This is a genomic window from Janthinobacterium sp. GMG1, from assembly GCF_034427795.1.
In the GTDB taxonomy this organism is placed as follows: Bacteria; Pseudomonadota; Gammaproteobacteria; order Burkholderiales; family Burkholderiaceae_D; genus Janthinobacterium.
Genome location: NZ_JAXQNT010000006.1, coordinates 159619 through 172559, shown reverse-complemented (window position 1 = coordinate 172559; position 12941 = coordinate 159619). Strand labels below are relative to the sequence as shown.

Genomic DNA, 12941 nt, shown 5'->3' with positions numbered 1-12941 from the left:
GCCAGCGCCGGTTTTTTCATCTTCAACAGCAGTCCTCAGCGGAACTTGCTCTTGTGTCCTGTCTTCAAATCCAGCGCATAACGCACGCCGTTGTCCGTCAGCATGACTTCATCGGGTGGTTCCTCGCCGGCCAGGGCGCCATCGATCAGGGGCAAGCCTTCGCCCTTGCGCATCAGGTCGTCGCAGCGCTCGTACACGTTGGCGCAACCCGTGGACGCCATCAGCGATTGCACGATGGCCACTTTCCACGCGTCGACGCCGCCGGCGTTGAATTCGCAGATCAGGTAGCCTTGCACGCCGCCGAACAGCTGCACCACCAGGCCCGGCAAGCCTTCGTCTTCGCCCTTGATCAGGGTCAACAGCTGGTTTTCGCCCGCCTTCTTGATGGCCGGCAGTTTTTTCTCGATGGCGGCCTTGACGCGGCGCTTGATCAGCGCGTGGTCGACCGGTTCGTCTTCCTTGAAGCTCCAGATGCGCGCGCGGATCTGCGACTTCGAATTGTAGGCGGCGCGGGCGATGAATTGCTTGGACGAGCTTTGCACGATGGCCGTCGAGCCAGGCTTCATTTTTTCCTGCGGCTTGCCTTCGACTTTTTCAATCGCGGACGCGTAAATCCACGATTGGCCCAGCAAGCTCTTTTCCTTGCCCTGTTTGATGGTGATGATCAGCATGTAATTCCAGTAGTGTGACCGGCGCGTACCGGTCGTCGTATGTCCAATACCGGCATGATACCTCATGCCATCCTGTCGCATCCTCCTGCATTCCATGCCACCGCTGGCGCAGTCTGTCGCAGCGCGGTACGCAGGCGCGGCCGGCTGGCATACCATGCAAGTATACCAATTCCAAACAGGGAGCAAGAATGACACCGACACTTTTCCACCCACGCCATGCCCGCGCCGCCACCGCCCTGCTGCTGGCCGCCTGCGCGCTGGCCATCCCGGCCGCGCCGGCGCTGGCGTCGCCGCTCGACTGGATTTCCGGCAATAGTATCCAGGGCAGCGGCAAGCTGCAAAAGCAGACGCGCGAAGTGGGAAATTTCCATGCCGTGGCGCTGAACGTGCCGGGCACGGTCGAGCTGCGCATCGGCAACACGGACAGCGTCACCATCGAAGCCGACGACAATATCCTGCCGCTGATCGAGACGGCCGTGGAAAACGGCACCTTGCGCATCCGCCCCGCCAAGCGCAACGCCAACTTCCGCCAGAGCAGCCTGACCATCGTCATCCAGGCGCGCCAGGTCGAGCGCATCAGCGTGGGCGGCTCGGGCAACATCACGGCAACGGGCTTGCGCGCCGAGAATCTGCGCTTTGACGTGGGCGGCTCCGGCTCCATCAACGCGCGCGAGCTCGACAGCCGCCAGGTCTCCATCGCCATCGGCGGCAGCGGCAACTTCAAGGCCAGCGGCAAGACGGAGCAACTGACGGCCTCCATCGGCGGCTCGGGCAATATCCAGGCGGGCCGCCTGGCCGCGCGCGAAGTGCAGGTGAGCATCGGCGGCTCGGGCGAGGCGCAAGTGTGGGCCAAGGACGACTTGACCATCAGCATCGGCGGCTCGGGCGAAGTGAGCTACTACGGCGACCCGCGCATCAGCCGCAGCATGCAGCGCTCCAGCAGCATCCGCCGCCTGGGCGCAACGCCGAATTAATCCTTCGCAATGACAAAAGCCCGGAGCGATCCGGGCTTTTTTGCATTTCAAACTGTCAAATCAGCGGGCCGGCTTCACCGGTTCGCGGTCGATCAGGACCGTGTTGACGCTGTCCGTCAGCCAGATCTGTCCATCCTGGATCGTGCATTGCAGCTGCATGCTGCGCTGCGCCAGCTTGCTCATGTCTTGCGCCGCCTCGGAGGGCAAGTTGATCACGGTCAAGTTCTTCGCCCGTTCCAGTTTGTTCGCGATCTGCTTCCACCAGATGTGGCTGGTTGCGCCATAGCTGTAGACGATGACCTGTTCCGAACGGCCGCACGCTTTCAAGATGCGCTTTTCGTCGGGCTGGCCCACTTCGATCCACAGCTGGATGGCGCCCGTCAAGTCTTTCTGCCACAGGTCCGGCTCTTCCGTATCGAACAGACCCTTGGTAAACGTCAGCGCCTCGTCGGCGTGGATGGCGAACGCCAGCAGGCGCACCATCATGCGCTCGTCCGTTTCAGACGGGTGGCGCGCCAGGGTCAGCGCGTGATCCTGGTAGTAATTACGGTCCATGTCGGCGATCTGCAGATCGGCTTTGAAAATTGTTGCTTTGAGGGCCATCGTGTATCTGTCTCGGTAAAGTGAATAGTGAAGTCGGTATCAGCGGAAAACCACGGTCTTGTCGCCATTTTTCAGGATGCGGTGCTCGACGAACCATTTCACGGCGCGCGCCAGCACCACGCACTCGACGTCGCGGCCGATGGCCGTCAGGGTTTCCGCATCCATCGCATGGTCGACGCGCTCGACGTCCTGCTCGATGATCGGGCCTTCATCGAGGTCGCCCGTGACGAAATGGGCCGTCGCGCCGATCAGCTTGACCCCGCGGTGATGCGCCTGCGCATACGGCTTGGCGCCCTTGAAGCTGGGCAGGAAGGAATGGTGGATATTGATGGCGCGGCCATCGAGCGCCTGGCACAGGCCGGGCGACAGGATCTGCATGTAGCGCGCCAGCACCACCAGGTCGATCTTGTGCGTGTCCATCAAGTCGATGATCTTCGCTTCCTGCGCCAGCTTGGCCGCTTCCGGCGCGCCGGCCGCCAGCGGCAGGTGGTGGAACGGAATATTGTAGCTGGCCGCCAGCTGGTAGAACTCCATGTGGTTCGACACGATGGCGGGAATTTCCACGTTCAGCAAGCCGCTCTTGTAGCGGAACAGCAAATCGTTCAGGCAATGGCCGATCTTCGACACCATCAGCATCACGCTCGGCTTCACGCGCGCATCGTGCAACTGGCCGTGGAAGGGGCCATTCAACTGCATGGCTTGCGACAGGTCGGCGAAGTCGCTGCGCAACTGGGCGTCGCTGACGGCGCCATCTTCCAGCGCGAAATGCACGCGCATGAAGAACAGCTGGGATTCCTGGTCGCCGAACTGGGCGGAATCGAGGATGTTGCAGCCGCGTTCGGCCAGGAAGCCGGACACGCGGTGCACGATGCCGCGCTGGTCCAGGCAGGACAGGGTCAGGATGTATTCGGGATGCGTCATGGTCGCGGAATAAGGCAAAAAAGGTGGGCTATGCTCGGCTCAGCCACGCGCGCCGGCCATCGGCTGCGCTGCCGCGAGCGGGCTATTGTCGCACGGCCGGGCCTGTAAACCTGCATTTTCCACACAAGCAGCATGGCTGCCGGCGGCGGCAAGCCGATTGACGTTCATTTGATCTGGCACAAAGTCATCGCATTTTTCCACCTGCCAGGCCCCATTCTCACGCCAAACGGGTATCTGGCGTGGAACCTGGCACGCCATCCGGCGTCTATCCCTTTGCTTGTTTCAGCATACGTCGCATCCGGTGCACCGGGTGTTTCCTGGATCCGTTTTTCATTGAGGTAGAACATGTTCACAAACAGTATTTCCCCCAGTTTCAGCCCCGCCCTGAAGTCCCATCTGGAGGCCCAGTGCAATTTCGCCACGGAACTATCGCGCAAGATGTTCGATACGGTGCAGCACCTGAGCGAGCTGCATCTGCGGCTGGCGCAAGACTTGCTGCAAGAGTGGAGCAGCGCCAGCCAGCAACTGCTGTGTGCGCGCGACACGGGCGAGTTCATGTCGCTGGCCGCGGCCCAGTTGCAGCCGAGCAGCAACAAGCTGCAGCAATACCAGCAGCAACTCGGCAACCTCGTCGCCAACGCCAATGTCGAGATGAACCGCACGGCAGAGAACCACCTGCCCGAAACGAGCCGCACGGCCGTGGCCTTCGCCGACGAAGTGGTGCGCAAGACGGCCGAGGAAACGGAAAAAGCCACGCAGCGCCAGCGTGAAATGATCGAAAAAATGCACGCCACGGGCCACCGCAATGGCGCCGGCCACAGCCGCGATACCGGCAGGCAATCCGATCAGGCGCATTGAGCACTGGAATGTACCACTTGACCCCCACTCGACAGCAAGGAGAGCGACATGGCTAGCAATCAAGGTAATGAACAGGGCAAAGGCGCTGGCAGCAGCCAGAAAGCCGGCGAAGCGGGCAGCGGCAAAGGCACGGGCAAGCGCGGTTTCGCCGCCATGAATGAAGAACAGCAACGCGAGATCGCCAGCAAGGGCGGCCAGGCAGCCCATCAAAAGGGCACGGCGCATGAATTCGACTCTGAAGAGGCACGCCGGGCCGGGCAGAAAGGGGGCGAAGCCGTCAGCCGCAACCGCGAACACATGGCGGAAATCGGCCGCAAGGGCGGCGAAAGCCGGCAATCGGCCCAGCGCGCCAATGAAAACCGCAGCAGCACGGCGGCGCGCAGCGACAGCACTGGCCGGCAAGGCGGCAAGGACGAAGACGACAAGGGCTGACCAGGCTGCGCGGGTTTCCCCGGCAGCGCGGGGCTTGACGTAGACAGGCACGACCAGCCCTGGCGGCCCCGTGCCAGGGCTGGCGCAGCGCGGGGCGCGGCGGTATGGTACATTCTCGCCTTACCGACACCTCCGCGCCCCGTCCCGCCCTTCCCCGCATGCAGCCATCCCTGAAATATCTGAGCGCCTATTCCGAACAAACGCAAGCGCAAGTACAGCAACTGATCGCGCAAGACAAGCTGGGCGACGTCCTGTTGAAACGCTATCCGAACGCGCACGATGTACGCAACGACAAGGCTTTGTACCAGTATGTGCAGGACTTGAAGAATGAATTCCTGCGCAATGCCGAACCCATCAACAAGGTGGCGTTCGACAGCAAGATCCATGTGATCCAGCATGCGCTGGGCTTGCATACCTCGATCTCGCGCGTGCAGGGTGGCAAGCTCAAGGCCAAGCATGAAATCCGCGTGGCCACCATGTTCAAGGAAGTGCCGCTGGAATTCCTGCGCATGATCGCCGTGCACGAACTGGCGCATGTGAAAGAAAAACAGCATGACAAGGCGTTCTACAAGCTGTGCACGTATATGGAACCGCAATACCACCAGTACGAATTCGACGTGCGCCTGTACCTGACCCAGCTCGACCTGTCCGGCCAGCGCCTGTGGTCATGAAGTCCTGGCCATAACGTCCCGACTGACGTCCACGAAACAATGCCGCCCGGGGTATCCACTGGGCGGCATTGTTTCGTATGCGCCGGCGGGGCCGGCAGCAAGTTCAGATTCAGGCGGCGTTCTTGCGGCGGCGCAGGAAGGCCAGCAGGCCCAGTCCGCCCAGCATCATGCCGTAGGTGGCAGGTTCCGGAACGGCGCTCACGCTGGCGGCGATATTGTCGACCTGGAAGGTGTGCAAGGCGCCTTCCTTCCACGATGCCGACAGCAGGTTGTTGAAGCCCGTGAACGTGTAATCGCTGAAGTTATGGCTGCCATCGAGGCTGAAGGTCTGCGTCACCGTGCCGCCGCCCACCTGGTGGCCGACGAAGGTCACGTCGTAGGGGCCAGGCAGGCTCACGAAGTCAGCCAGACTGATCGAGCTCAGCGAGAAAGCGGCACCATCGGTACGGCTCAAGGTTGTCGTCGTCAGCAAGGTGGCGCCAAGGCCGGCCGAGCCTGCATAGGCAAAGTTGCTTTGATGTGCGGAGCTCAACAGGCCCAGGAAGCTGCTGTCGAAATCGTAGCCGCTTTCGGAGTAGGAGTTGAAGACGGAACCGAGGATGCCGGGATGTTCCAGCGCATCGAAGCCGATGGTGGTGGTTTGTGCGTGGGCGCCGCCAGCGGCGAGAATGGCGGCGACAGCGGTCGCGCGCAAGAGAGTCATTGGTTTCACAATAGCATCCTTTCAAGATGATGAAGTAGCGAGGTTGTGGCAACTTGCAATACCTAGGCGTCGTAGCGGGAAATGGGAGGCGCCTCGCTGGGTGTCCGACATGCCTGTCTTTTGAACAAGTGCAGTAGAACACATTCATGCATAAAAAGCATCTTGATTTTCAAAAAAACATGCTATTAGAGAAATATTCTGGCCATATTTATATTAATTAGTTTGTTGAGCTTGATCAATTTTCCCGTGCAGAAATAAAAAAACCATGCACTTCACAATGCATGGTTCTGGATGAGATTCCACAAAGAAAATTTACGGCACACAATCCTTCAGTCGCTGTACTAGGGTCGCCGGATCGGCGTCGGCATTCAGAAACGCCGCGTGCTGCGGGCGGATGAAGCCCTGCTCCTTGCCGTTTTGCACGAAAGCAATCAAGCCGTCATAAAAACGGTCGACATTGAGCAAGCCGATGGGCTTGGCGTGCAAGCCCAGCTGGGCCCAGGTCAGCATCTCGAACAGCTCTTCCAGGGTGCCATAGCCGCCAGGCATGGCGATGAAGGCGTCGGACAGGCTGGCCATCATCGCCTTGCGCTCATGCATGTCCTTCACGATGAACTGGCGCGTCAAGCCCGTGTGGCCCACTTCGCGCTCGACCAGCTGGGTAGGAATCACGCCCGTCACCTCGCCGCCCAGGCGCAGCACTTCGTCGGCGATCACGCCCATCAGGCCCACCTTGCCGCCGCCATACACGAGCGAGATATTTTCCGCCACCAGCACGCGCGCCAGTTCGCGCGCCGCCACGGCATAGTCCGGCGAGACGCCCGCGTTGGCGCCGCAATACACACATAAAGCCTTGATCACAGTAATCCCTACCCTTTCAATTCATCGATCGCCGCCTCGACCTCGAGGCGCTCCTTGGCGTCCAGTGCCTCGCACTCGGCCGCCTTTTCATACAGGGCCAGCGCTTCCGCCAGCTTTTTCTTTCCATCAAGCATGTTCAAGGCGCGTGCATATTCGCTGTGGGCCAGCGCCGAATACGGCGTCAGGGCCAGCGCCGTCTTGAAATGCTGATAGCCATCTTCCTTGTTGGCGCCATAGGTCAAGCCGCCTATCATGGCGCCGACCTTGTCGATAATTTCCGTATGATAAATCCCAAACGCGATATGCGCTTCCGCATGCATGGGCGCCACCGTCATCGTGCGGTCCAGGCTATTGCGCACGCGCGCGCCCATGCCCTGCGCCAGGGCCTTGACGACGGACGTGCCCAGCGCGTAGCGGCCCAGGCTGTAGGCATGCCAGTAGTAGCCGGCCGGATTGTCCGGCTGCTCGCTCTGCTGGCGCTCGCAGCGCTCGGCCACTTCCTCGTACATGTCGAGTTTCCGGCTGTCGTCCACTTCCAGGTGCGTGGCATAGATGCAAGTCGCCTTGTGCGCCACCGCATAGCCGGGCACGCCGACGGCCAGGCCCAGTTTCACGGCGCGCTCGAAGTCGCCCGCATGGAAGGCCAGCCAGGCTTGCACCAGCGCAGGGTGGGTGGGAAACGGCTCCACGTCGCCCGCATGCAGGCGCGCCCAGGCCGCTTCCAGGGTTTGCGGCGTGTAGACATATGCTTCGTCCGGATAAGGAAATTGTTTCCAAGCCATATATCTCTCCTGTAAATGACGACGTGGCGCCAGCAGCCGCGTCAGTCGTTCTTGAGTTTGGTCACATACTCTTCCGACAGTTTGCGAAACAGCAAATGCGTTTCATTGCGCAAATACGGCCCGATCAGGGACAGCACCTGGTAGCAGCCGCGCGCCAGCGCATCGGACATCGATTGCTGCTCGCTGTACTTGCGCGGGTTGCGCACATACTCGTACGACAGCCAGTAGGTGGCAACGACCACCATATTCGTCGCCATCGCGGCCACTTCCATGTCCGATGCTTCCAGCGATTGTTCGCTGCGCAAGTCTTCGCACAGCTGCGTGGCGACCTTGATCTTGTGCGCCAGGATCAGCTTGAAGTGCAATTCCAGCTTGCGGTTGCGCGACAGCAAATCGTTGAGGTCGCGATAGAAAAAGCGGTAGCGCCAGATCAGTTCGAACATCAGGTGCAAATACAGCCAGACATCCTCGATATTCGAGCGGCGCCCGTCGGGCACGGTCAGGATGCGCTCGATTTCCGCCTCGAACTGGACGAAGATCGAATTGACGATATCGTCCTTGTTACGGAAGTGGTAGTACAGGTTGCCGGGCGAAATGTTCATCTCTTCCGCGATCACGGTCGTCGTGATATTCGGCTCACCAAACTCATTGAACAGGCGCAGCGACAACTCCAGGATGCGTTCGCGGGTACGGCGTGGTGCTTTTTGTAGCATGGCGGGCAATCTCTCTGTGTTCTGCCTCAAGCATACCACCTAAGATAGCTGGAATGAAACACTCCGCCCTTAGCCGCCGGCGAAAAGCACGGGCAAGAAAAAGCCTGCTCGCGCAGGCTGGGGGGATGCGGCGCCAGCTCAGGCGGCCGGCGCTTTTTTCTTCGCCGCCGGTCTCGCCGCCGGCTTGCTCGCCGGCTTGGCTGCGGCGCGCGGCGCGGCCCTGGCCGCCGGCTTGGCCGGAGCCTTGGCGACGGCCGCTTTCGGCGCGGCTTTTGGTGCTGTTTTCGGTACGGTTTTCGACGCCGCCTTCACGGCGGGCCTGGCCGCAGCCTTCGGCTTGGGCGCTGGCGCGGCCTTGGCCGACAACGCCGCCACTTGCCGGCTCAAGGCGTCGATCTGCGCGTGCAGCGCGGCGAGGTCCTGTTGCGTGGGCACGCCGATGGTGGCCAGGGCGCGCGCGACGCGCTCTTCGAACACCTGTTCCAGCTTGTCCCAGGAGCCGCTGGCCTGCTTGCCCACGCCATCGGCCAGTTTGCTGACGCTGTCGCTGACATCGGCCACCTTGTCTTCGGCCCGCTTCTGGAATTCCGTGCCTTCCTTCACCAGCTTGGAAAACACGCGCCCGCCCTCTTCCTGCGCTTTGGCAAAGGCGCCCAGGCCCGCTTGCCAGATCTGCTGCGCGGACGAGCGCACGGCGTTCGCCAATTCCTTGTCTTCCGCCAGTTCCTTCAGTTTCTTCACCATCGCCAGCTCCCGTCAATTGAAAAGGCCATACCACTTCATGGATACTTTTTATTCTAGTGAGCAAAACTAGAGACGGGAGTCTAATTCGATGGAAAGCTGCTACTCAACGTGCGCCAGCGCACGCGGCGGCAAGCGCCTAGGCCGCTGCCTTCACCTGGCCATGCAGCAGCTTGTGCAGGCGGAAGCCTTCGCGGATATTCTCGCGCAGCACGGCGCCTTTCCACGGCTTGGTGTAGAAGCGGTCGACGGCGCCACGGTTGATGGCCGCCATGATGGGCGTCAGGTCGGCAAAGGCGGACAACATGATGCGGAAGGTGTCGGGGCACAGGTGCTTGACCCGCTCCATGAATTCGGTGCCGCTCATGAGCGGCATGCACTGGTCGCACAGGATCACCTGCACCTTGTGGCGCGCCAGGATATCGAAACCCTCGGCGGCCGTCTGCGCCGTCAGGATGCGGTAGCCATCCTGCGCCAGGAAGTCACTGAGCACGTCGAGCATGAAAACATCGTCATCGACGATCAGCAAGGTTTGCTGCTCTTCGCCAGCGGCATCCTGCGGCGCCTGCAGCAGTTTGCCACCCATCAGCATCTGCTCGAATTCCTCGTGCGGCACGGGGCGGCTGAAATAATAACCCTGCATCTCGTCGCAGCCATGGCGTCGCAAATAGGCCAGCTGCGCATCGTTTTCCACGCCTTCGGCGATCACTTCCAGCTTCATGCTGTGCGCCATGCTGATGATGGCCAGCACGATGGCCGCGTCGTCCGGATTGCTGGTGACTTCGCGCACGAAGGCGATGTCGATCTTTAGCTTGTCGATGGGGAAGCGCTTCAGGTAGGCCAGGCTGGAATAGCCGGTGCCGAAATCGTCGATGGAAATCTGGATGCCCAGCGCCTTGAGATTGCGCAATACGGCGATGGTTTCCTCGGCATTCGACATGAGCGAGCTTTCCGTCAGCTCCAGCTCCAGCAGTTCCGGCGCGATATCGTACTTGCGGATCGCCTTGAGCACTTCCTCTTCCAGGCCGCCAACGAAAAACTGGATGCCCGACACGTTCACCGACAGGTGCACGGGCCCGATGCTGCTGGCGCCCCACTCGCTGATCTTCTTGCACGCCTCGTCGAGTACCCAGTTACCCACGCGCACGATCAGACCCGTTTCTTCCAGCAGGGGGATGAACAGGGCCGGCGAAACCATGCCGTGACCGGGGCGGCGCCAGCGTATCAGCGCCTCGGCGCCGCTGATGCGCCCCGAAATGATATTCACCTTGGGCTGGAAGAACAGCACGAATTCTTCGTTGTCGATGGCGCGCCGCAGGGCATTTTCCATGTCCAGCCGCGCCATCGACTGCGCGTTCATTTCCGCCGTGAAGAAGCGGAAGGCATCGCGGCCCGCTTCCTTGGCGCGGTACATGGCCGTGTCGGCATATTGAATCAGGGTGTCCGCATCGACGCCGTCGTCGGGGTACACGGAAATGCCGATGCTGACCGTCACCGTCACTTCATGCCCCTGCAAGTCGAAGGGCTTGCGCATCGCTTCGCGGATCTTGTCGACCACGCCCACGGCATGCTGGGCGCCGTCGGGCAGCACCAGGATGGTGGCAAATTCATCGCCGCCAAAGCGGCCGATGGTATCGCGCACGCGCAGGCAGTCGACGAGGCGGCTGGAAAACTGGCGCAGCAGGTCATCGCCGATGGTGTGGCCCAGGGTATCGTTGATATTCTTGAAGCGGTCGATATCCATGAACAGCACGGCCACGGCCCACTGGTGCTCGGCCGCCTGGGTCAGCGAATGGGTCAGCGAGGCATAGAACTGGCTGCGGTTCGGCAAGCCGGTCAAGGTGTCGAAATGGGCCAGTTTCATCAGGCGCTGCTCCGCATCCTTGCGCTCGGTGATGTCGCGCGCCACGGCTACCAGGATCCAGCTCTGCCCCGAGCGCAGGGTGCGCCGCTGCACTTCCACCGACAGCGGCGAACCGTCCTTGCGCTGCAGCTGCAATTCCGTCATCGGCCCGCCCTGGTCGCCCGCCAGCAGCTTGTTGTACAGCTCTTCCAGCTGCGATTCTCCCTCGTGCGCGTGGCCCGGCCCCACGCGCAGGAAATCCTCGCGCTCGAAACCAAGCATGCGGCACGCCGTCTGGTTGACGTCGACGAAGCACATGCCGGCGCGGTCGACGAGAAAAATCGCGTCGGCCGTGGCGTCCATCGCCAGGCGGAAGCGGCGCAAGTCTTCATCGAGGCGGATGCGCGCCGCCATGTCCAGGGTCAGCTGCTCGTGATGGCGCTTGATTTCGTCGTACAGCAGCAGGTTGTCGTAGGCGACGGCGATCTGCGCCGCCACCGTGGCGGCGACCCGCTCATCGACTTCGGAAAACTCATTCGCCCCCAGCTTGTCGACCAGGTACAGCCAGCCGTGGCTGCGCTCGCGCGAGGCGATGGCCACGCCCAGGAAGGAATGCACGGGCGGATGCGTGTCGGGCAAGCCCAGCGCGCCGGGGTCGCCCTTCAAGCCATTGACCCGGTAGGGCTGGCGCTGTTCCAGCAAGCGGTTCAAAATACCCGTGCGCGGCGCGCTGGCGATGCGCTCGAGGTTTTTCTCGGCGCCGCACGAGGAAAAATAGCTGAGCTTTTCGGCGCCCTCTTCCAGCACGCCAATGCAGGCGTACTTGGAGACGCAGATATTCTGCGCCACCTTGCAGCCCGCCTCGATCAGGGCGCGCGGATCGCGTTCGGCGCCCAGCTCGATGCCCAGCTCGATCAGGGCCGTCAGGCGCAGGCTGACCGCCTGCAGGCTGGACAGCGAACGCGACAGGCGCTCCGTCATGACGCCCAGGTCTTCGGGGATGGCGGCTTGGCCCTCGCGCTGGCTGGCCAGCTGCGAAATCTGCTGGCTGCTCGATTCGAGTTCATCGAGGTAGCCGCTGACCTGGTGCTCGATGCCGGCCAGCTTGCCCGTGGCGGGAGGCGCCGCAGCACCGCCAGCGCCCGGCGCAGCCGGCACCTGTGGCGCCGCCGGCATCAGCCCCAGCGCCTCGTTGACGGTGCGCACGATGACCTCGGGGTCGGATGGCTTGGGCAGCACCCAGCGCACGCCGCACGCCTGCGCCAGCAGGATCGCTTCCTGCTCGCGGTAGGTAGCCGTATAAAAGATGATGGGCACGTCGGTCAGCGCGGGATCGGCATGCACGCGCGTGACGAATTCGTAGCCGTCCATGTTCGGCATGAGGATGTCGGAAATGATCAGGTCCGGCCGCTCGGTGCGCAGCAATTCCAGCGCGTCGGCGCCATTCGCCGCCTCCAGCAGGCGGTGGCCGCCGTAGCCCAGCAGCGCGGTCAGGAACTCGCGGTTCAGCACATGATCATCGACGATCAGGATGGTGGCTATGTCGTTTTTAACTGGCGTCGACGGCGCCCCGGGTAAAAAAGACTCCAGCTCCGCGACGAACAGGTCGGGTTCGATCGGCTTGCCGATGTAGCCATTGAAGCCCGCTTCGAGCAGGCGCTCGCGGTCGCCCACCATGGCCAGCGCCGTCACGGCCAGGGCCGGGATCTTGCGCAGCTGCGGGTCCTTCTTCAGCTCCGCCACCACGCCGTAGCCATCGAGCTTGGGCAAATGCACGTCGCAAATGATCAAGTCCGGCAATTCGCTGCGCGCCATGCGCACGCCCTCTTCGCCGTCATAGGCGGCCAGCGGCGTGTACCCGAAGGCACGCAGCAAATACACCATCAATTCCATATTGGTGGCGTTATCTTCGATAATCAGGATACGTGCGGACAATTAGCGCCCCCAATAAAAACTGCATGGACTCATTTTCTGCCTGCGTTCAACTTTCCGTTTGCGCGATCTACATAACAATCCTACAACATCTTGCCATACATCCAGAAAAATATCTGTCCGCAGGATGCCTGCGGAACGGCACAAGCGGCCCCAGGAGCAAATTTCCGCCGGCTGTCTTCTGACGTTAGCTTAATACAGTACGCCAGTGGAAAACAGCATTTTCTACCCCTGGC

General features: G+C 61.6%; 13 protein-coding genes. 4 read left to right on the top strand and 9 right to left on the bottom strand.

Annotated features, from left to right (window positions below):
• Positions 1-35 precede the first annotated feature (35 nt).
• The gene (locus tag SJI03_RS17440) at positions 36-671 is read right to left on the bottom strand and encodes an SAM-dependent methyltransferase (protein WP_034758744.1); all 636 of its coding nucleotides are present in this window, start codon (positions 669-671) and stop codon (positions 36-38) included.
• A 188-nt stretch (positions 672-859) separates the two neighbouring features.
• Between SJI03_RS17440 and SJI03_RS17435 the strand changes: the two genes are divergently transcribed.
• Positions 860-1645, top strand: a complete 786-nt coding sequence (locus SJI03_RS17435) for a head GIN domain-containing protein (protein WP_099380567.1) — start codon at positions 860-862, stop codon at positions 1643-1645.
• Between the two features lie 60 nt (positions 1646-1705).
• On the opposite strand, the gene SJI03_RS17430 is transcribed toward SJI03_RS17435, so the two are convergent.
• Together SJI03_RS17430 and purU are read right to left on the bottom strand one after the other, a co-directional pair.
• Entirely contained in the window at positions 1706-2248 is a 543-nt protein-coding gene (locus tag SJI03_RS17430) for a YaeQ family protein (protein ID WP_034786185.1), read from the bottom strand.
• A 39-nt stretch (positions 2249-2287) separates the two neighbouring features.
• Positions 2288-3169 carry a formyltetrahydrofolate deformylase gene (gene purU / locus SJI03_RS17425; RefSeq protein ID WP_322428031.1) on the bottom strand — a complete coding sequence of 294 codons (882 nt, stop codon included), beginning with the start codon at positions 3167-3169 and terminating at the stop codon, positions 2288-2290.
• 345 nt (positions 3170-3514) lie between these two features.
• Between purU and SJI03_RS17420 the strand changes: the two genes are divergently transcribed.
• The 3 genes from SJI03_RS17420 to SJI03_RS17410 all read left to right on the top strand — a co-directional run bounded on the left by SJI03_RS17420 (position 3515) and on the right by SJI03_RS17410 (position 5130).
• Entirely contained in the window at positions 3515-4027 is a 513-nt protein-coding gene (locus SJI03_RS17420) for a phasin family protein (protein ID WP_099380569.1), read from the top strand.
• A gap of 48 nt (positions 4028-4075) precedes the next feature.
• Positions 4076-4459 (top strand): KGG domain-containing protein, encoded by a 384-nt coding sequence (locus SJI03_RS17415; RefSeq protein WP_099380570.1) that lies wholly within the window; start codon positions 4076-4078, stop codon positions 4457-4459.
• Positions 4460-4617: 158 nt separating this feature from the next.
• Positions 4618-5130 carry a YgjP-like metallopeptidase domain-containing protein gene (locus SJI03_RS17410; RefSeq protein WP_034758768.1) on the top strand — a complete coding sequence of 171 codons (513 nt, stop codon included), beginning with the start codon at positions 4618-4620 and terminating at the stop codon, positions 5128-5130.
• Positions 5131-5239: 109 nt separating this feature from the next.
• Here SJI03_RS17410 and SJI03_RS17405 read toward each other — a convergent pair whose 3' ends face one another.
• The 6 genes from SJI03_RS17405 to SJI03_RS17380 form a co-directional block, all read right to left on the bottom strand.
• Complete coding sequence (locus SJI03_RS17405) at positions 5240-5842, bottom strand: PEP-CTERM sorting domain-containing protein (protein ID WP_416208760.1); 603 nt, start codon at positions 5840-5842, stop codon at positions 5240-5242.
• 303 nt (positions 5843-6145) lie between these two features.
• Positions 6146-6691, bottom strand: a complete 546-nt coding sequence (locus tag SJI03_RS17400; protein WP_199534519.1) for a TIGR00730 family Rossman fold protein — start codon at positions 6689-6691, stop codon at positions 6146-6148.
• Between the two features lie 11 nt (positions 6692-6702).
• Positions 6703-7476, bottom strand: a complete 774-nt coding sequence (locus SJI03_RS17395) for a hypothetical protein (protein ID WP_099380573.1) — start codon at positions 7474-7476, stop codon at positions 6703-6705.
• Positions 7477-7517: 41 nt separating this feature from the next.
• Positions 7518-8189, bottom strand: coding sequence for a TetR/AcrR family transcriptional regulator (locus tag SJI03_RS17390; protein WP_034758777.1), 672 nt, complete (start codon positions 8187-8189; stop codon positions 7518-7520).
• A gap of 138 nt (positions 8190-8327) precedes the next feature.
• Complete coding sequence (locus tag SJI03_RS17385) at positions 8328-8933, bottom strand: phasin family protein (RefSeq protein ID WP_322428030.1); 606 nt, start codon at positions 8931-8933, stop codon at positions 8328-8330.
• A gap of 136 nt (positions 8934-9069) precedes the next feature.
• Positions 9070-12708, bottom strand: a complete 3639-nt coding sequence (locus tag SJI03_RS17380; protein WP_322428029.1) for an EAL domain-containing protein — start codon at positions 12706-12708, stop codon at positions 9070-9072.
• Positions 12709-12941: the final 233 nt, after the last annotated feature.

Excerpts from the sequence above, each read along its gene's own strand:
- purU (WP_322428031.1), bottom strand. The coding sequence starts at position 3,169 with ATGACGCATCCCGAATACATCCTGACCCTGTCCTGCCTGGACCAGCGC.
- SJI03_RS17410 (WP_034758768.1), top strand. The coding sequence starts at position 4,618 with ATGCAGCCATCCCTGAAATATCTGAGCGCCTATTCCGAACAAACGCAA.
- SJI03_RS17415 (WP_099380570.1), top strand. The coding sequence starts at position 4,076 with ATGGCTAGCAATCAAGGTAATGAACAGGGCAAAGGCGCTGGCAGCAGC.
- SJI03_RS17440 (WP_034758744.1), bottom strand. The coding sequence starts at position 671 with ATGCTGATCATCACCATCAAACAGGGCAAGGAAAAGAGCTTGCTGGGC.
- SJI03_RS17385 (WP_322428030.1), bottom strand. The coding sequence starts at position 8,933 with ATGGTGAAGAAACTGAAGGAACTGGCGGAAGACAAGGAATTGGCGAAC.
- SJI03_RS17395 (WP_099380573.1), bottom strand. The coding sequence starts at position 7,476 with ATGGCTTGGAAACAATTTCCTTATCCGGACGAAGCATATGTCTACACG.
- SJI03_RS17420 (WP_099380569.1), top strand. The coding sequence starts at position 3,515 with ATGTTCACAAACAGTATTTCCCCCAGTTTCAGCCCCGCCCTGAAGTCC.
- SJI03_RS17390 (WP_034758777.1), bottom strand. The coding sequence starts at position 8,189 with ATGCTACAAAAAGCACCACGCCGTACCCGCGAACGCATCCTGGAGTTG.
- SJI03_RS17430 (WP_034786185.1), bottom strand. The coding sequence starts at position 2,248 with ATGGCCCTCAAAGCAACAATTTTCAAAGCCGATCTGCAGATCGCCGAC.
- SJI03_RS17435 (WP_099380567.1), top strand. The coding sequence starts at position 860 with ATGACACCGACACTTTTCCACCCACGCCATGCCCGCGCCGCCACCGCC.